The organism is Pseudomonas sp. R43(2017) (genome assembly GCF_002112345.1).
In the GTDB taxonomy this organism is placed as follows: domain Bacteria; phylum Pseudomonadota; class Gammaproteobacteria; order Pseudomonadales; family Pseudomonadaceae; genus Aquipseudomonas; species Aquipseudomonas kribbensis.
Map to the genome: position 1 here is coordinate 147455 of NZ_NEHJ01000009.1, position 16498 is coordinate 163952.

General features: G+C 60.8%; 18 protein-coding genes. 11 read left to right on the forward strand and 7 right to left on the reverse strand.

Annotation, left to right across the window (positions count from 1 at the left end; translation table 11 throughout):
• The first annotated feature begins 44 nt into the window (after nucleotides 1–44).
• The 6 genes from CAG02_RS24060 to CAG02_RS24085 are packed head-to-tail and all read left to right on the forward strand — an operon-like array spanning nucleotide 45 to nucleotide 6084.
• Nucleotides 45–2945, forward strand: coding sequence for a monovalent cation/H+ antiporter subunit A (locus tag CAG02_RS24060; protein ID WP_085711412.1), 2901 nt, complete (start codon nucleotides 45–47; stop codon nucleotides 2943–2945).
• Entirely contained in the window at nucleotides 2945–3289 is a 345-nt protein-coding gene (locus CAG02_RS24065; protein ID WP_003192163.1) for a Na+/H+ antiporter subunit C, read from the forward strand. The genes CAG02_RS24060 and CAG02_RS24065 overlap by 1 nt, the downstream gene beginning before the upstream one ends.
• The gene (locus tag CAG02_RS24070; protein ID WP_085711413.1) at nucleotides 3286–4965 is read left to right on the forward strand and encodes a monovalent cation/H+ antiporter subunit D; all 1680 of its coding nucleotides are present in this window, start codon (nucleotides 3286–3288) and stop codon (nucleotides 4963–4965) included. The genes CAG02_RS24065 and CAG02_RS24070 overlap by 4 nt, the downstream gene beginning before the upstream one ends.
• Nucleotides 4962–5450, forward strand: coding sequence for a Na+/H+ antiporter subunit E (locus tag CAG02_RS24075; protein WP_085711414.1), 489 nt, complete (start codon nucleotides 4962–4964; stop codon nucleotides 5448–5450). Before CAG02_RS24070 ends, CAG02_RS24075 begins: the two co-directional genes overlap by 4 nt.
• A complete protein-coding gene (locus CAG02_RS24080) occupies nucleotides 5447–5725 on the forward strand; it encodes a K+/H+ antiporter subunit F (RefSeq protein WP_085711415.1) in 279 nt (92 codons plus the stop codon). Before CAG02_RS24075 ends, CAG02_RS24080 begins: the two co-directional genes overlap by 4 nt.
• Nucleotides 5722–6084: a Na+/H+ antiporter subunit G gene (locus CAG02_RS24085; RefSeq protein ID WP_085711416.1), complete on the forward strand. Its 363-nt coding sequence runs from the start codon at nucleotides 5722–5724 to the stop codon at nucleotides 6082–6084. The genes CAG02_RS24080 and CAG02_RS24085 overlap by 4 nt, the downstream gene beginning before the upstream one ends.
• Here CAG02_RS24085 and CAG02_RS24090 read toward each other — a convergent pair.
• On the reverse strand, nucleotides 6081–6521 hold the full coding sequence (locus tag CAG02_RS24090; protein WP_085711417.1) for a DUF3995 domain-containing protein: 441 nt from the start codon (nucleotides 6519–6521) through the stop codon (nucleotides 6081–6083). The two genes, CAG02_RS24085 and CAG02_RS24090, sit on opposite strands and share 4 nt — an antisense overlap.
• A 94-nt stretch (nucleotides 6522–6615) precedes the next feature.
• On the opposite strand from CAG02_RS24090, the gene CAG02_RS24095 reads away from it, so the two are divergent.
• Both CAG02_RS24095 and CAG02_RS24100 read left to right on the forward strand, forming a co-directional pair.
• On the forward strand, nucleotides 6616–7002 hold the full coding sequence (locus tag CAG02_RS24095; RefSeq protein WP_085711418.1) for a DUF2946 domain-containing protein: 387 nt from the start codon (nucleotides 6616–6618) through the stop codon (nucleotides 7000–7002).
• A 93-nt stretch (nucleotides 7003–7095) separates the two neighbouring features.
• Entirely contained in the window at nucleotides 7096–9228 is a 2133-nt protein-coding gene (locus CAG02_RS24100; protein ID WP_085711419.1) for a TonB-dependent siderophore receptor, read from the forward strand.
• Nucleotides 9229–9266: 38 nt separating this feature from the next.
• Here the strand turns inward: CAG02_RS24100 and CAG02_RS24105 are convergent, their stop codons facing one another.
• The 3 genes from CAG02_RS24105 to CAG02_RS24115 all read right to left on the reverse strand — a co-directional run bounded on the left by CAG02_RS24105 (nucleotide 9267) and on the right by CAG02_RS24115 (nucleotide 11081).
• Complete coding sequence (locus tag CAG02_RS24105) at nucleotides 9267–10280, reverse strand: ABC transporter substrate-binding protein (RefSeq protein WP_085711420.1); 1014 nt, start codon at nucleotides 10278–10280, stop codon at nucleotides 9267–9269.
• A gap of 127 nt (nucleotides 10281–10407) precedes the next feature.
• On the reverse strand, nucleotides 10408–10605 hold the full coding sequence (locus tag CAG02_RS24110; protein WP_085711421.1) for a hypothetical protein: 198 nt from the start codon (nucleotides 10603–10605) through the stop codon (nucleotides 10408–10410).
• Nucleotides 10606–10610: 5 nt separating this feature from the next.
• The gene (locus tag CAG02_RS24115) at nucleotides 10611–11081 is read right to left on the reverse strand and encodes a hypothetical protein (RefSeq protein WP_085711422.1); all 471 of its coding nucleotides are present in this window, start codon (nucleotides 11079–11081) and stop codon (nucleotides 10611–10613) included.
• A 406-nt stretch (nucleotides 11082–11487) separates the two neighbouring features.
• Between CAG02_RS24115 and CAG02_RS30100 the strand changes: the two genes are divergently transcribed.
• The gene (locus CAG02_RS30100; protein ID WP_085711423.1) at nucleotides 11488–11736 is read left to right on the forward strand and encodes a hypothetical protein; all 249 of its coding nucleotides are present in this window, start codon (nucleotides 11488–11490) and stop codon (nucleotides 11734–11736) included.
• A gap of 6 nt (nucleotides 11737–11742) precedes the next feature.
• Here the strand turns inward: CAG02_RS30100 and CAG02_RS24125 are convergent, their stop codons facing one another.
• The 3 genes from CAG02_RS24125 to CAG02_RS24135 form a co-directional block, all read right to left on the reverse strand.
• On the reverse strand, nucleotides 11743–11946 hold the full coding sequence (locus tag CAG02_RS24125; RefSeq protein WP_085711424.1) for a hypothetical protein: 204 nt from the start codon (nucleotides 11944–11946) through the stop codon (nucleotides 11743–11745).
• A 115-nt stretch (nucleotides 11947–12061) separates the two neighbouring features.
• A complete protein-coding gene (locus CAG02_RS24130) occupies nucleotides 12062–13666 on the reverse strand; it encodes a methyl-accepting chemotaxis protein (RefSeq protein ID WP_085711425.1) in 1605 nt (534 codons plus the stop codon).
• Between the two features lie 228 nt (nucleotides 13667–13894).
• Entirely contained in the window at nucleotides 13895–14299 is a 405-nt protein-coding gene (locus CAG02_RS24135) for a TraR/DksA C4-type zinc finger protein (protein ID WP_007935965.1), read from the reverse strand.
• Between the two features lie 410 nt (nucleotides 14300–14709).
• Here CAG02_RS24135 and CAG02_RS24140 point away from each other — a divergent pair, with 410 nt between their 5' ends.
• Together CAG02_RS24140 and CAG02_RS24145 are read left to right on the forward strand one after the other, a co-directional pair.
• Complete coding sequence (locus CAG02_RS24140; RefSeq protein ID WP_085711426.1) at nucleotides 14710–15315, forward strand: glutathione S-transferase; 606 nt, start codon at nucleotides 14710–14712, stop codon at nucleotides 15313–15315.
• Nucleotides 15316–15317: 2 nt separating this feature from the next.
• Entirely contained in the window at nucleotides 15318–16424 is a 1107-nt protein-coding gene (locus tag CAG02_RS24145; protein ID WP_085711427.1) for a DNA alkylation repair protein, read from the forward strand.
• Nucleotides 16425–16498: the final 74 nt, after the last annotated feature.

The window sequence follows — 16498 nt, forward strand, 5'->3', positions numbered from 1 at the left end:
CTGGCACGTATGATGCTTCACAAACTTCCGCAGATTAGAAGCCTATGTCCCTGATAGTTCTACTGCTTCTGCCTTTTGTGGGCAGCTGTCTGGCAGCCGTGCTGCCGCACAACGCACGTAACGCCGAATCCCTGCTGGCAGGCCTGGTCGCTTTGATCGGCACTGTCTCGGTCGCCTTGCTGTACCCGCAAATCGCCCACGGCGGCGTGATCCGCGAAGAGTTCACGTGGCTGCCAAGCCTGGGGTTGAACTTCGTCCTGCGCATGGACGGCTTTGCCTGGCTGTTCTCGATGCTGGTGCTGGGCATCGGCACCCTCGTTTCCTTATATGCCCGTTATTACATGTCGCCGGATGATCCGGTGCCGCGTTTCTTCGCGTTCTTCCTGGCCTTCATGGGCGCCATGCTCGGGCTGGTGATTTCCGGCAACCTGATCCAGATCGTGTTTTTCTGGGAGCTGACCAGCCTCTTCTCGTTCCTGTTGATCGGCTACTGGCACCATCGTCACGACGCCCGGCGCGGCGCCTACATGGCGCTGATGGTCACCGGCGCGGGAGGATTGTGCCTGCTGGCGGGGGTCATGATCCTCGGCCATGTGGTCGGCAGCTATGACCTGGACAAGGTCCTGGCCGCCGGCGATCTGATTCGCGCACATGCCCTCTACCCCATCCTGCTTCCCCTCATTCTCATCGGCGCCCTCAGCAAAAGCGCCCAGTTCCCCTTCCATTTCTGGCTGCCCCACGCCATGGCGGCGCCGACACCGGTTTCGGCCTATCTGCACTCGGCGACCATGGTCAAGGCCGGGGTCTTCCTGCTTGCACGGTTGTGGCCGTCGCTGTCCGGCAGCGAAGAATGGTTCTACATCGTCAGCGGCGCTGGTGCCGCCACGCTGTTGCTCGGCGCGTACTGCGCGATGTTCCAGAACGACCTCAAGGGTCTGCTGGCCTACTCGACCATCAGTCACCTCGGCCTGATCACACTACTGCTGGGCCTGAACAGTCCGCTGGCAGCGGTCGCGGCAGTGTTCCACATTCTCAACCATGCGACCTTCAAGGCTTCGCTGTTCATGGCCGCCGGGATCATCGACCACGAAAGTGGCACCCGCGACATCCGCAAGCTCAACGGCCTGTTCAAACTGATTCCGTTCACTGCCACTCTCGCGATGGTGGCCAGTGCTTCCATGGCCGGCGTGCCGTTGCTCAACGGTTTCTTGTCAAAAGAAATGTTCTTCGCCGAAACCGTGTTTATCAACGCCACCGCGTGGGTTGAAGCGACATTGCCAATCGTCGCGACCATCGCCGGTACGTTCAGCGTTGCCTACTCGCTGCGATTCACCGTCGACGTGTTCTTCGGCCCGACTGCCACCGACCTGCCCCACACCCCGCACGAACCGCCACGCTGGATGCGTGCACCGGTTGAGCTGCTGGTGTTCACCTGCCTGCTGGTAGGGATTTTCCCGGCCCAGATCGTCGGCCCGTTGCTGGCGGCCGCTGCACTGCCGGTAGTCGGCGGCGTGCTGCCGGAATACAGCCTGGCGATCTGGCACGGCCTCAATGCGCCAATGATCATGAGCCTGATTGCCATGTCCGGCGGCATCGTGGTCTATCTGCTGTTGCGCAATCAGCTCAAGCGCGGCCGCTTCAAGTTCCCGCCACTGGTGGGCCGCTTCAACGGCAAGCGCCTGTTCGAGCGCAGCCTCGTCGCGATGATGCGCCTGGCTCGGCGACTGGAACGGCGGATCGGCACCAAACGCCTGCAAACCCAGCTGTTCCTGATGGTGCTGGCGGCGGTGCTCGCCGGTCTGATCCCGATGCTGCACAGCAGCCTGAGCTGGGGCGACCGGCCGAAGATTCCCGGCTCCATCGTGTTCGTGACCCTGTGGCTGCTGGCAATCGCCTGTGCCCTCGGCGCCGCGTGGCAGGCCAAGTATCACCGTCTCGCCGCCCTGACCATGGTCAGCGTCTGCGGCCTGATGACCTGCGTGACCTTCGTCTGGTTCTCGGCGCCGGATCTGGCCCTGACGCAACTGGTGGTCGAAGTGGTGACCACAGTGCTGATCCTGCTCGGCCTGCGCTGGCTGCCACGGCGGATCGAAGAGGTTTCGCCGTTGCCAAGCAGTCTGCGCAAGGCCCGTGTGCGGCGTCTGCGCGACTTGCTGCTGTCGATTGCCGTCGGCGGCGGCATGGCTTTGCTGTCCTACGCGATGCTGACCCGGCAAACACCGAACGACATTTCCTCGTTCTACCTCAGCCGTGCCCTTCCCGAGGGCGGTGGCAGCAACGTGGTCAACGTAATGCTGGTGGACTTCCGTGGTTTCGACACCCTCGGCGAAATCACCGTGCTGGTGGCCGTGGCGCTGACCGTATTCGCCCTGCTGCGCCGCTTCCGCCCACCGAAAGAAAGCCTGCAACTGCCAGCCCAGCAACGCCTGCTGGCGCCGGACGTGGTCACCGATCTGGTCAACCCGCGTTCGGCCAGCGACACCGCGCTCGGCTTCATGATGGTGCCGGCGGTGCTGGTGCGCCTGCTGCTGCCGATTGCACTGGTGGTGTCTTTCTATCTGTTCATGCGTGGACACAACCAGCCGGGTGGCGGTTTCGTTGCCGGTCTGGTGATGTCGGTGGCGTTCATCCTGCAATACATGGTCGCCGGCACCCAGTGGGTCGAGGCGCAAATGAGCCTGCGGCCACTGCGCTGGATGGGTACCGGACTGCTGTTCGCCACGGTCACCGGTCTCGGCGCAATGTTGGTGGGTTATCCGTTCCTCACCACGCATACCTGGCATTTCAGTCTGCCGATGCTGGGCGATATCCATATCGCCAGTGCATTGTTTTTCGACATCGGCGTGTACGCGGTAGTGGTCGGTTCGACACTGTTGATCCTTACCGCCCTCGCCCACCAGTCGGTCCGGGGTCACAAAACCGCTGCCATCAAAGGAGCCGTCTGATGGAAGAAGTCATCGCAATCGCCATCGGCGTGCTCGCCGCGTCCGGGGTCTGGCTGATCCTTCGTCCGCGGACGTTCCAGGTGGTCATGGGCCTGTGCCTGCTGTCCTACGGCGTCAACCTGTTCATCTTCAGCATGGGCAGTCTGTTCATCGGCAAGGAGCCGATCATCAAGGACGGCGTGCCACAGGACTTGCTCAACTACACCGACCCGTTGCCCCAGGCACTGGTACTGACGGCGATCGTCATCAGTTTCGCCATGACCGCGCTGTTCCTCGTGGTGCTGCTCGCATCGCGGGGCCTGACCGGCACCGACCACGTTGACGGAAGGGAGCCCAAGGAATGACGGCGATGACACACCTGATCGCCGCACCGATCCTGCTGCCGCTGCTGACCGCCGCCATCATGCTGATGCTTGGCGAAAAGCACCGGCCGCTGAAGGCGAAGATCAACCTGTTCTCCACCATGCTGGGCCTTGTGGTTTCCCTGCTGTTGCTGCAATGGACCCAGACCACCGGCGTGCCCGGTTCCATCGGCGTCTACCTGCCGGGCAACTGGCAGGTGCCGTTCGGCATCGTGCTGGTGGTCGATCGGCTGTCGGCGTTGATGCTGGTGCTGACCGGCATCATCGGCGTCAGCGCCCTGCTGTTTGCCATGGCCCGCTGGGACGGCGCAGGCTCGAGCTTCCACGCGTTGTTCCAGATTCAGTTGATGGGCCTGTATGGCGCATTCCTGACGGCGGACCTGTTCAACCTGTTCGTGTTCTTCGAAGTGCTGCTCGCGGCGTCCTATGGCTTGCTGCTTCATGGCTCGGGCCGGGCGCGGGTGTCGTCGGGGCTGCATTACATTTCGATCAACTTGCTGGCCTCGTCACTGTTCCTGATTGGCGCGGCGCTGATCTATGGCGTCACCGGCACGTTGAACATGGCTGACCTCGCCATGAAGATTCCGCTGGTGCCGGAAGCCGACCGCGGCTTGCTGCATGCCGGCGCGGCGATTCTGGCGGTGGCGTTCCTGGCCAAGGCCGGGATGTGGCCGCTGAACTTCTGGCTGGTACCGGCCTATTCCTCGGCCAGTGCACCGGTGGCGGCGATGTTCGCGATCATGACCAAAGTCGGCGTCTACACCTTGCTGCGCCTGTGGACGCTGCTGTTCTCCAGTCAGGCCGGCGCTTCCGCCTACTTTGGCGGTGACTGGCTGATCTACGGCGGCATGGCGACCATGCTCTGCGCCGGCGTGGCGATCATCGCCGCACAGCGCCTGGAACGCATGGCCAGCCTGAGCATTCTGGTGTCGGCGGGGATTCTGTTGTCAGCCGTGGGTTTCGCCCAGCCGAACCTGATCGGCGCGGCGCTGTTCTATCTGGTCAGCTCGACACTGGCCCTGAGCGCGCTGTTCCTGCTGGCAGAACTCATCGAACGTTCGCGCACTGCCGTCGAAGTGCCGCTGGAAGACGAAAACGAGCTGCTGCCGCGTCCCCAGCAATGGCAGCCACCGGTCAAGGGCATCAACCTCGACGATGACCAGAAAGCCGTGGTCGGCCAGGTGATTCCGTGGACCATGGCATTTCTCGGTTTGAGCTTCATCGCCTGCGCGCTGCTGATCATCGGCATGCCGCCGCTGTCGGGGTTCATCGGCAAGCTGAGCCTGATCGGCGCCCTGCTCAATCCGTTGGGGCTCGGCACTGGCGAACCGATCTCGAATGCTGCCTGGGCGTTGCTGGCACTGTTAATCCTGACCGGACTCGGCTCGCTGATGGCATTCTCGCGCCTGGGCATCCAGCGCTTCTGGTCGCCAGAGGAACGCCCGTCGCCCGTGTTGCGCAAACTGGAATGCACGCCGATATTCCTGCTGCTCGGCCTGAGCATCGCCCTGACCTTCAAGGCTGAACCGCTGCTGCGTTACACCCAGGCCGCCGCAGACGCGTTGAACAACCCGCAGCAATACGTGATGGCGGTGCTTGGCACCCGCGCCGTACCGAGCCCGGAAGCCAAGGCTGCGCTGCTGGAGGTGCAACCATGAAGCGCCTGTTTCCTGCTCCGTGGCTGTCACTTGCATTGTGGTTGCTGTGGCTGGTGCTGAACCTGTCGATCAGCCCCGGCAACCTGCTGCTGGGGGCGGCGCTGGGTTTCTGCGCGCCGCTGATGATGCGCAAGTTGCGCCCGCAACAGATCCATATCCGCCGCCCTGGCACAATCCTGCGCCTGTTTCTGCTGGTCGGGCGCGACGTGATCGTCTCCAACCTGCAAGTTGCCTGGGGCGTTCTCAAAGCAGGTCGCCGGCCACCCCGCTCACGATTCGTCAAGGTGCCGCTGGACCTGCGCGATGCCAACGGTCTGGCAGCGCTGTCGATGATCTGTACGGTCGTACCCGGCACGGTGTGGTCGGAACTGGCGCTGGACCGCAGCATTCTGTTGTTGCACGTCTGGGATCTGGATGACGAAGCGCAATTCATCGAGCACTTCAAGGTCACTTACGAGCAGCCGTTGATGGAGATTTTCGAATGAGCCCGTTGCTGTCGAATGCGATTCTGCTGACGCTGTTCCTGTTCTCGCTGGCGATGGTGCTGACGCTGCTTCGCCTGTTCAAAGGGCCATCGGCACAGGACCGGGTACTGGCGCTGGACTACCTGTACATCGTCGCCATGCTGATGATGCTGACCCTGGGGATTCGTTACTCCAGCGACACCTATTTCGAAGCGGCGCTGCTGATCGCACTGTTCGGCTTCGTCGGCTCGTTTGCCCTGGCGAAATTCCTCCTGCGTGGCGAGGTGATCGAATGAACGCTGAATTGTCTCTGTGGGTGGAAATACCGGTGGCGATCCTGCTGGTGCTCAGCGGTGTGTTTGCCCTGATCGGTGCGACCGGACTGCTGCGGATGAAGGACTACTTCCAGCGTATGCACCCACCGGCGCTGGCCTCGACCCTGGGCGCGTGGTGCGTGGCGCTGGCGTCGATCATCTGTTTTTCCGCGCTCAAGTCCGGGCCGGTGCTGCACGCGTGGCTGATCCCGATCCTGCTGGCGATCACCGTGCCGGTGACCACTCTGCTACTGGCGCGGGCGGCGCTGTTCCGCAAGCGCATGGCCGGGGACGATGTGCCGGCTGAAGTGAGCAGCCGACGCACCGAGAGCGGCAGCTAGATCCAGGCAACGGCCAACAGCCCGGCTCCCAATATCAGACACAGCGGCGAGTAGACCCAAGTGTCGAGCCGGGCAAAACGCGACCCCTTCACTTCCTTGAAGAAACCCACCAGTTCCGAATCGCCAATCGCCCTCGCGAACATCAGCAGCGCAATCGCGCTGATCACCCATTGCAACGCCCAGTGATGCACCGGCGAAAACCACCAGCCCACCCTCATGCACACCAGTGCGGCAATCAGTAGCAGGGCCGCCGCCACCACCAGCGTGATCCAGCCTGACGCCTTGAACGCCGGTCTGAGGGCCTGCCCGCCGTTATCCGCCGGAACCTGCGGTATCACCGCCACGGCCGCCCACTGCCCACCCATCGCCCAATACACATGCATCAGGCTGATCGCCGCAAATATCGTCACCAGCCATTGAGCCAACACAAAGGTCATGGTCGAGAATCCTTTCAAGAGGCTTGAACAAAACATCCTAGCCGGCATTTTTCCATGTGCACGACCGGTCGGCGGTGCGGTAAAGTGCCGCCCCATGAAATTCACCCGTTCCGATCGCTCACTGCTGGCCTGGATGCTCTATTGCTGCGTCCTGTTCAACGTGTTCGCCTGCAGCATCGGTCACGGGCAAATGGTCGGAATGCAGCTCAACGGTATCGGCGGTCAGTTCTGTGCCGTCGACCCGAGCACCCAGGCGCCGCTCGCGTCCAGTCCCGCGGAAGAAAAACTGCCAACCCTGGCCAAGGCTTTCGGTTGCCCGCTGTGTTCCACCGGCGGCATGGGCCCGGCGTTCAACTCCAGCCTGACCCTGGCGATCCTGCCGGAACAACACAGCCCGCCGCTGCCGGTCATCGTCAGTGCCGACCTCCCTGCCCGCTTCACCTGGCCTTCGGCCAATCCCCGCGCCCCGCCGCTCGCCTGAGTGTCTTTGCCTTTTTGATTTGTCAGTTCACTGCGCCAACGCGCGGCGTTCGCCTGTGCGCTGACTCCTAGACAAGCATTCAGGATTCAATCGATGAAACAACTTACCTTGCTGGCGAGCCTGTGCGGCTGCCTGTCCGTCAACGCCTGGGCCCAATCCACCGTGGATCTGGCGCCGATCACCATCGACGGCGAATCCGCCGCCGAACCTGGCCTGAGCCTCGACCAGTCCAGCGGCATGGCTTCACGCCTCGGCTTGAGCGTACGCGACACCCCGGCATCGGTGGCCATCGCCAATCGCAATGACATCGAGCGTCATGGCTCGCAAAACTTTCAGGACGCGGCCAACACTCTGCCGGGCGTGAACGCCAGCGCACCACCGGGCTTTGGCGGATTCGTCTCCTATCGCGGTTTTACCAGCAGCCAGATCACCCAGATGTTCAATGGCGTCAACGTTTCCGGCGGATTGGCACGGCCGGTGGATTCGTGGATCTATGACCGGGTGGAACTGGTCGGCGGCCCGTCGTCGCTGATCAACGGTGCAGGCTCGGTCGGCGGTTCGCTGAACTACGTGACCAAACTGGCCACTCGCGACGAGCAAGCCGCCGAAGGCCGGGTCAGCTACGGCACCTACGACACCACCGAAACCGCGTTCGGCCTCAACCACGCCCTGAGCCAGCCCGGCGCCGACGTGCAGCATTACGCGCGCCTCGACGTCAGCCACAACACCAGCAACGGCTACATCGACCGTCAGGAACGCGATGCCTGGAGCATGGCGTTCTCGCTGCTCAGCGACCTGACGCCGAACCTGTCCCACACCCTGGCCCTGGAATATCAGGACGAACACGAAGACAGCCCGTACTGGGGCACCCCGGTGCTCAACCCCAAGGCTGGCGAGTTGAAAATCGACCGGCACAACCGCTTCAACAACTACAACGTCGAGGACGGTCGCTACGAGCAACGGACGATCTGGGTGCGCTCGATCATCGACTACCGGATCAACGACAGCACAACCCTGCGCAACACGCTCTATCACCTCGACAGCCAGCGTGATTATCGCAACCTGGAAACCTACCAGTACAACGCCGACAACAGCGCAGTGAACCGCTCCACGGCCTATCAGGTCCGGCACCAGGGTGAGCAGGATGGCAACCAGTTCGAACTGCGTCACGACAACACGCTGTTCGGCCTCGCCACCACCTGGTCCGGCGGCTTCGAGTACAAGGTCAACCAGACCACCAACTCGCCGCTCAACGTCAAAGGCGCGAGCACCGTGGACCCGAACAGTTATCGTCCGGGGCATTTCTATGACATTCCGGGCACGAAGCCCGGTTTTGTCAGCGACAAGACCAACGAGGTCACCACCAAGGCGCTATTCGCAGAGAACCGTCTGGCGCTGACCGACAAACTTTCGTTGCTCACCGGCCTGCGCTATGACGACATCGACCTGGACGTGACCAACCATCGCACGGTGACGGCGAGCAACCCGCGCCATCTCAAGCGCAGCTGGGAACCGGTCACCGGCCGCGTCGGCCTGACCTACCAGTTCATTCCGTCAGCCAATGTCTATGTGCAATACAGCACCGCCGCCGAACAACCCAATGGCACTCAGGACTTCGATGTTTCAACGGGCAAGCAATGGGAAATCGGCAGCAAGTTCGACTACCTGAACGGGCGCGGTTCGGCGACGGTGGCCGCCTACACCATCGAGCGCAAGGACTTTGCGGTGACGGATCCACTGGACCCGACAAACAGCATTCCGGTTGGCCAGCAAACGTCAAAAGGCATCGAGATTGCCAGCTCCCTGCGGATCACCGACAAGCTGCTGGCCGAGGGCAATTTCGCCTGGGTTGATGCGCAATACGATGAGTTCAACGAGAAGAACGCCGCCGGCGTGGTGGTTTCACGCAAGGGCAACACGCCGACCAATGTGCCGGACCGGGTCGGCAATCTATGGCTGACCTATGACTTTTCCCCACAGTGGCAAGGCGGGGTTGATGCGCGGTACGTGGCGTCGGTGTATGCGGACAATGCCAACACCATGACCGTGCCGTCATACACCCTGTTCGGGAGTTTCCTCAGCTACAAGGTCGATTCGCACACCACCGTCACCGGCCGGGTGCGCAACCTGACCAACGAGGTGTATGCCGAATTCGCCCATGTGTCGCCGGCGTACTACTTGGGCACGCCGCGCACCTTTGAGCTGGCGGTACAGACCCGCTTCTGAAACACAGTGGCGAGGGAGCAAGCTCCCTCGCCACGCTGCTATAAACCTGCCTGAACCTTGTCCGCCACATCCTTCGGCAGCCACGCCTGCCATACATCTGGATGAGCCTTCATGAACGCCTCCGCCGCTTCCCGTGGCGGAGTATGTTTCTCGCTCATCTCAGCCAGCGCCTTGTTCAGATCCTCGATCGGAAAATCGACTTTGCTGAAGAACGCCGCGATTTGTGGGTATTGCTTCTGGAATGGCGCGGACACCCCGATCGACAGTTTCGAGGCCAGTGAACGGGTCGGTTTCGGGTTGGGATTGTCGGCGTCCGTCAGGGTCTTCCAGGCCTCGGCGTCGAACGGCGGCTCTTCCAGCTGCACCAGTTTGAACTTGCCGAGCAACGGCGTCGGCGACCAGTAATAGAACAGCACCGGTTTGCCCCGGCGGATCGACGAACTGATTTCGGCATCCAGCGCCGCACCGGAACCGCTGCGGAAATTGGTGAAGTCGTCCTGCAGCCCATAAGCCGTGAGCTTCTGCTTGTTCACCACTTCCGAGGTCCAGCCGATCGGGCTGTTGAGGAACCGCCCCTTGCTCGGGGCTTCCGGGTCCTTGAACACGTCCTTGTACTTCTTCAGGTCACTGACACTGCGCAGGTCCGGCGCCAGCGGCTTGATGCCTTTGGCGGCATCGCCCTTGATCACGTACTCCGGCACCCACCAGCCTTCGGTGGCACCCTTGACCGTATCGCCCAGGCTGGCGACCTTGCCTTCGGCCTCGGCCTTGACCCACACCGGACTGCGCCCGGCCCATTCCTCACCGATCACCTGGATGTCATTGTTGGCCAGCGCGGTTTCCAGGGTGATGGTGGTGCCCGGCAGCGTATCCGTTGGCAGACCATAGCCTTTCTCGACGATGATCCGCAGGACATCGGTGATCAGGCTACCGCTTTCCCAGTTCAGGTCGGCGAAGTGGATCGGGGTCTGTGCCGCATTGACCGCCGGCACCGCAGCCATCAAGCCCATTGTGGCCAGCCCAGCGGCCAGCAACCGTCGAAATCCGTTCATGCTTTGCACCTCGTGCTGTTCACAGCAATAGCAGGATGGCCTGACAGAAGACCACAAGCCTCTGAATACTCAGTCAACTGACTGTAGACGAGGTTCCTGCTTTTTCAGGGGCATGCCACGGACGAGGCTACTTTTCAGACATTTCCTGCAAGCGTTGAAGCTCGCGTCTGACCATGCTGGCGTATTCCGCAGGCTGCAAAGCGTAGATCTGCGAGGCGACCCAACCGAGCCAGGCGCCCTTCAACTCGGCTTTCACATCGAACAGGCGCCGGGCTTCATCGCGGGCGCTGTCGAGGTTCTGCAAATGGAAATCGGCGCGACTCACAGCCGTCACTCGCTGGCCTTGAAGGTCACCAGTTCGCCCTTGCGCCACTTGGCGGCTTTGGCAGTGACGGCTTTCAGGGTCTTGGTCAGGCCTTCCTGCAATTGCTCATTGGCGGCGAACACAGTGACTGCGCTATGGCCTTCCTTGAACACGATGGCATGGCCGTCGGCCGTGCTGACGAAGGCATAGTCGCCCAGTCCGTACACGGTCATCTTGATCTCGCGAAAACGGATGTCCATCTTGCCGCCTTCACGGCTGGGCAGTACCGAAGCGCTGAAGTGATCGCCGACCTTGAGCTTGAGGCCGGGCTTGTCATCGACCACCAATGCGCTTTCGGTGTCGATTTCGGCAACGTAAATGCCTTCGGCGTTTTGCTCGGTGATGTAAACAAAACGCGACTGAAACTGCTTGACCAGCTTTGCCCGCAAATCACCCAGCACGAACAAAGCATGCATATCGAGGTTACTGACTGCCAAAGAAACATCCCCACACTTGAAAGAGTGCCACACGCGAAAAACGCGCACGACGTTAAAAACGGCCAGGCCGATGGTATTGCGCAATGACTCGAATAAAAGCCTGAACGGGCAAAGTGCTTGTCCAGCGCGAGGTTCACAAGACTACTGGAATGGCGCTCGCGAAACCTGCAAAGACGTTCTCCAAATGTTGAAGGAAAAAGCTTCACGGTCGGCCAGAGAAAACTGACTACAAACTTTAGGGAAAATACTCACCAAGAAAAGCACTTTTCCGACATATCGCACGCAAAAAATTGCTTTAGATAACGCCATGCCGTCAACAGGTGTTGGCGATTCTAGAGCAGCGACGCTGCTTGCGACTACCCGCAACCGTCTGTAAATGCGGGTCAATCCATGAAAAGGACTTCATATGTGCACTTTGACGCATTTTGCCGCCGCTTACGAACAACCCTTTGTCTTGAATGCCCCAAGCCTTGGCACTGACGCCGCATCAGTATCATGTGATCGGGAACCGCGGTTTCAAGTGATTCCGGCCGGTATCGCCTTCTTCCATATCAGGGAAAAGTCGACCGGCCGCGTAAGAGGTTTCCGTGAGGATCACAACGCCGCCTGTGCCCTCGCCCGCTCGCTGGAATCACGGGTGGCCCACGATCATTAAACACAATCAGTGCAGGCTGCTACCGGGCTCGTCTTTCAACTGCGCGAGCCACGCAGCCCTGCACTCTTCAGCCTCGTCACGACTGGCGAACGCCGTGCCCCGCCGCTCGCCATTGAGCAACACCACCCAGCAGACGCTTTGCCCCATCGCACGCAGCCCGGCCGGAACACCGCTGCCGATCATCACCGCGACATCGACTCTGCATTGCATGCTGACCTCCGATTTTTTCATTAGCTACCTAACTATGTAGGCATATTAATGATTTGGATCAAGCGGATACAGCAACGCGCGTGCACAGCTTCATTGCAATTCCGGCAACAATACTTCAGCGCGGGTTCTCGGGTTTGTACCCCAGGCGCAGCCCGCCCCAGTGCCGCCCCTTGACCATGATCGGCACCGACAGGTCGTGCATCAGCTCGCCGGTATCGCGGGTGTAAGTCTGCAACAGCACCGGTTGCTGATGACTGCCACAGCGAATGCCGGTGCGATCGGCAAACTTGCGCTTGGTGCGGTTGTGCACGGTATCGGCCTGCACATCGCCGGTCAGCGGCTGGCTGAATACCTGATTGTGGGTCGGCACATAACCCTGCTGCGTACAGGCGATGGCGAACACCAGCCCCTCGTGACGCGGCAGCAAGGGCTCCTGAATTGCCGGCAGCACCTGATCGGTATAGCGGTCGAAACGGGTCTGGAACTTGGCAGGCTGAGTGTTCGGGATCGGCTGATACTGGCGATCGAACAAGTCCTCGAGACTGATCCGCCCTTGCTCGACATCGGCCTCGAAACGCGCAGCAATCTGACTCGCACCTTCGCGAGCCAGGTCGTAGATCCGCTGGTGATAGTCATCCAGCCCGACTTCGGCCAGACGCTCGCTGATGGTTTCCGCCTGCCCTTCCATCTGCACCGCTGCTTCGGCCAGGCGCCGGGTCTGTTGGTCGCTGATCGCCAGATCGCTGCGCATTTGCTCGATGGCGGTGAACAGACTGTCGAGCTGTTCGCGATTGGTTTCGGCGCCCCGGGCGATTTCGCCGACCTGGTTTTCAACTCCGGCCGCCAGTCGCGCGATGTTTTCCAGGTGCTGACCGGTGTGTTCGACCTGCTCGACACCGGTGTGCAAATCGTCGGAGAGCTGGCGGATCTGCTCCACCACCTGCGCCGTACGCTGCTGAATGTCGGCGACCATTTCGCCCACTTCACCGGTGGCCGTTGCCGTCCGAGCCGCCAGACCGCGCACCTCATCTGCCACCACCGCAAAACCGCGACCATGCTCTCCGGCCCGGGCCGCTTCGATGGCAGCGTTCAGTGCCAGAAGATTGGTCTGGCTGGCAATCGACTGAATCACCAGAGTCACGCGCTGAATGTCATCGCTGCGCTCGCTCAACGCTTCGATCAGTTCACGACTGGCATTGGCGCGCTGGCTGAGCTGATGCATGCGCGAAATCGAATCCACCAGCTCGGTGCGCCCCGCTGCACTGCTGTGATGGGCTTCGCTCGCGGCGCCCAGCGCTTCGCGGCTGAGTTGAGATGTGGCTTGCTCGGTGGCGATCATCACTTCGGCGTTATTGACGATCTGTGCGGCAGCATCGAGTTGCGATTGCAGCTTGCCGGCCAGTTCCTTGACGGAAAACGCCACGCCGGCGGCTGACAGCGCGTTATGACTGGTGGTGTAGGAAAGATCGCGAGTCAGCTCGGACATTGCGTTGCTGCTATCGACCGGCTGCGCTTCGGGGACAGCACGGGAGCGCAGGCGCGGCAGCCAGACAATCAGCACCGCCAGCGGCATGCCCACGTATAACGGCCATTCGCCGAAGGTCATCCCGGCCAGCAACAGCATCAGGGCGATGCTTTGCAGGGTCGGCGACAGCCAGCGATTCTTCGGCAAAACAACTGGTGCAGGCAGAGCCGCAACCAGAGATCCATCTCTCGTCATTTTGTTACCCCACGCTTGTTCTCATTGTTGTGACTGCATTAAACGCCACTACAAGGCCATTATCCATGGTCCGTTAGTCGTGGATCTGTGGCAGGTCAATGGAACGGTGCGGGAGTTTCCGGCAGACGAGAAAAAGCAAAGATCGCAGCCTTCCGCAGCTTTAAACAAAAGCTGCGGAAGGCTGCGATCTTTTCGCGACGACCCGCATTCAAGGGGTCGCCTCAGGAATCAGGCCTGACGCTGGTGCTTGTCGATCTGCTCGTGACGCTCTTGAGCTTCGATGCAGTACTTGGTGGTCGGGCTGATCAGCAGGCGTTTCAAGCCGATAGGCTCGCCGCTGTCGTCGCACCAGCCAAAGCTGTCTTCCTTGATACGCTCAAGGGCTTGTTCCAGTTGAGGCAGCATGCGCTGGTCGCGATCGATCGCGTTTACCAGCCAGGTGCGCTCTTCTTCCACCGAGGCGGCGTCCGCCGGGTCAGCCGGGGTGTCCAGGCTCTCGATGGCAATACGGTTTTGCTCAATGCGCTCGTGGGTTTCGACTTTCATGTTCTGCAACAGCTCGCTGAAGAAAGCGTGTTGCTCGGCATTCATGTAGTCATCTGCCGGCATGGCCAGCAACTTGTCCTTTGTCATTGATATCTCTATAAAAAAACGTGCATTAAGGCGAATTAGGGAGCGTTCCGGCGAACCGCCTGCGGTCATCGGAAAGGCATCGTTTATTGCAAACGCCACCCGGCACTCAATTTACGAAGGGGCGGCAGTCTAAGGCCCGTTTGAGGCCTCAGCAACTGTAAATACAGGGAATTTGTCCGACAAAGCCCGGAAAGTGCTCTGACACAGGCCCCACGGCGCTCATCGGAGTGCGTTTATAGCAAGAAATTCAGTCGAGCGGCTGTATATAGAAGACAAACGGCGGATGAGCGGCGCTTTGTCGCATTTCCTTACAATCGCCGACGGCAGAATCAACCCGCTTTCAGGACTGACAATCTCCCCAACCTCGGCTACGTTATGCCCTCCCCCGGTTTGACTTGAAGGAACGCGTCATGAAACTGATCGGCATGCTGGACTCCCCTTATGTGCGCCGCGTGGCGATCTCCGCCAGGTGCCTGGGGATCGAACTGAAACACGATCCGGTGTCGGTGTTTCGCCATTTCGAGCGTTTCCAGCAGATCAACCCGGTGGTCAAGGCGCCGACGCTGGTCCTTGACGACGGCGAAGTGCTGATCGACTCGACGCTGATCCTCGACTACCTCGAAGCCCTGTCCGGCAAAACCCTGCTGCCCACCGACCTGTCGCAACGGGTACAAGCCCTGCGCCTGATCGGCCTCGGCCTCGCCGCCTGCGAAAAAGCCGTGCAGCTCTACTACGAACGCAACCTGCGCCCGGCCGACATTCAATATCAGCCGTGGGTCGAGCGCGTCGAAGGCCAACTCGCCGCCGCCTTCACCGCCCTCGAACACGAACTGCAAAAACATCCATTGCCCACCGACGGCATCCTCCAGCAGGACGGCATCACCCTCGCCGTCGCCTGGAGCTTCACCGGCCTCGTCGTCCCCGACCAGATTGACGCCGAACGCTTCCCGCGCATCGCTCAATACACCGCCTACGCCGAAGGCCTCCAGGCGTTCATCAGCACCCCGATGAACTGATCATGAGCACAACCGAAACCACCGCCCCGGCCCTGAAAGAAATCTTCAACGCCGAACGCCTGCAACACATCGCCAGCGAAATGAGCGCCGTGTACCCGGCGTTCAAGGCCAAGGCCTTTCTCAAGCACGCCAACCACGGCCTCGCCGATCTCTCGGTGATGCAACGCATGGCCCGCGTCAGCGAAAGCCTGCACGCCGTGCTGCCACTGGACTACACCGATTCCCTCGCCGTACTGCGTGAACTCGCTCCTCGCCTGAACAGCGGCTTCGTCAGCATGAGCCTGCCGCACTACGTCGCGAGCTACGGCGCGCACGCGTTCGACACCTCGATGGAAGCCCTGAAGTACTTCACCACGTTCGGCTCCTCCGAGTTCGCCATCCGCCACTTCCTGCGCAGCGACCTGGAACGCTCGCTGGAACGGATGCACGACTGGACCCGAGACGAAAACCACCACGTCCGCCGCCTCGCCAGCGAAGGCAGCCGCCCTCGCCTGCCATGGTCGTTTCGTCTGGAACCAGTGCAGGCAAACCCGCAATTGGCCGCCGGGATTCTTCACCGGTTGAAGACGGATGAAAGTTTGTACGTGCGCAAGTCCGTAGCGAACCATTTGAATGACGTGACCAAGGAGCACCCGGAGTGGGTGCTGGATACGATTGAGGGGTGGGCACTGGAGAACAAGCACACCGCGTGGATTGCCAAACATGCGCTGCGGAGTTTGATCAAACAGGGGGATTTGCGGGCGCTCACGGTTATTGGTGCCGGGGCCAAGGCTGAGGTTGAGTTGCTGGATGTGAAGGTCGAACCGGCGGTTGTGCGGCTTGGGGACACGATCACTTTGTCATTCACCGTGCGGTCGTTGGCGCCGGTGGAACAGCGGTTGGTGATTGATTATGCGATTGACTATGTGAAGGCGAATGGCGGGACTTCGGCCAAGGTTTTCAAGTTGAAGACGTTGGAGTTGGCGGGGTTTGGGAGTGAGGTTGTTGCGCGGCGGCAGGTGATCAAGGATTTCACTACGAGAAAGCATTATGCGGGGGAACATGCTGTGCATGTGGTGGTTAATGGGGAGCGGTTGGGGACTGCTGCCATTAACATCCTCACTTTATGAATGTACAGCAGCCTGCGTGATAGTTATATGCGCAACATGAATTACATTTTCAGCGAAGCAATTCCATGAGTATA

What these genes read in the sequence shown, in the direction of transcription:
- CAG02_RS24140 (WP_085711426.1), top strand. Translation starts at nt 14,710, where the DNA reads ATGAAACTGATCGGCATGCTGGACTCCCCTTATGTGCGCCGCGTGGCG.
- CAG02_RS24070 (WP_085711413.1), top strand. Translation starts at nt 3,286, where the DNA reads ATGACGGCGATGACACACCTGATCGCCGCACCGATCCTGCTGCCGCTG.
- CAG02_RS24100 (WP_085711419.1), top strand. Translation starts at nt 7,096, where the DNA reads ATGAAACAACTTACCTTGCTGGCGAGCCTGTGCGGCTGCCTGTCCGTC.
- CAG02_RS24060 (WP_085711412.1), top strand. Translation starts at nt 45, where the DNA reads ATGTCCCTGATAGTTCTACTGCTTCTGCCTTTTGTGGGCAGCTGTCTG.
- CAG02_RS24065 (WP_003192163.1), top strand. Translation starts at nt 2,945, where the DNA reads ATGGAAGAAGTCATCGCAATCGCCATCGGCGTGCTCGCCGCGTCCGGG.
- CAG02_RS24145 (WP_085711427.1), top strand. Translation starts at nt 15,318, where the DNA reads ATGAGCACAACCGAAACCACCGCCCCGGCCCTGAAAGAAATCTTCAAC.
- CAG02_RS24090 (WP_085711417.1), bottom strand. Translation starts at nt 6,521, where the DNA reads ATGACCTTTGTGTTGGCTCAATGGCTGGTGACGATATTTGCGGCGATC.
- CAG02_RS24080 (WP_085711415.1), top strand. Translation starts at nt 5,447, where the DNA reads ATGAGCCCGTTGCTGTCGAATGCGATTCTGCTGACGCTGTTCCTGTTC.
- CAG02_RS24075 (WP_085711414.1), top strand. Translation starts at nt 4,962, where the DNA reads ATGAAGCGCCTGTTTCCTGCTCCGTGGCTGTCACTTGCATTGTGGTTG.
- CAG02_RS24125 (WP_085711424.1), bottom strand. Translation starts at nt 11,946, where the DNA reads ATGCAATGCAGAGTCGATGTCGCGGTGATGATCGGCAGCGGTGTTCCG.
- CAG02_RS24095 (WP_085711418.1), top strand. Translation starts at nt 6,616, where the DNA reads ATGAAATTCACCCGTTCCGATCGCTCACTGCTGGCCTGGATGCTCTAT.
- CAG02_RS24105 (WP_085711420.1), bottom strand. Translation starts at nt 10,280, where the DNA reads ATGAACGGATTTCGACGGTTGCTGGCCGCTGGGCTGGCCACAATGGGC.
- CAG02_RS24135 (WP_007935965.1), bottom strand. Translation starts at nt 14,299, where the DNA reads ATGACAAAGGACAAGTTGCTGGCCATGCCGGCAGATGACTACATGAAT.
- CAG02_RS24085 (WP_085711416.1), top strand. Translation starts at nt 5,722, where the DNA reads ATGAACGCTGAATTGTCTCTGTGGGTGGAAATACCGGTGGCGATCCTG.
- CAG02_RS24130 (WP_085711425.1), bottom strand. Translation starts at nt 13,666, where the DNA reads ATGACGAGAGATGGATCTCTGGTTGCGGCTCTGCCTGCACCAGTTGTT.
- CAG02_RS30100 (WP_085711423.1), top strand. Translation starts at nt 11,488, where the DNA reads ATGTGCACTTTGACGCATTTTGCCGCCGCTTACGAACAACCCTTTGTC.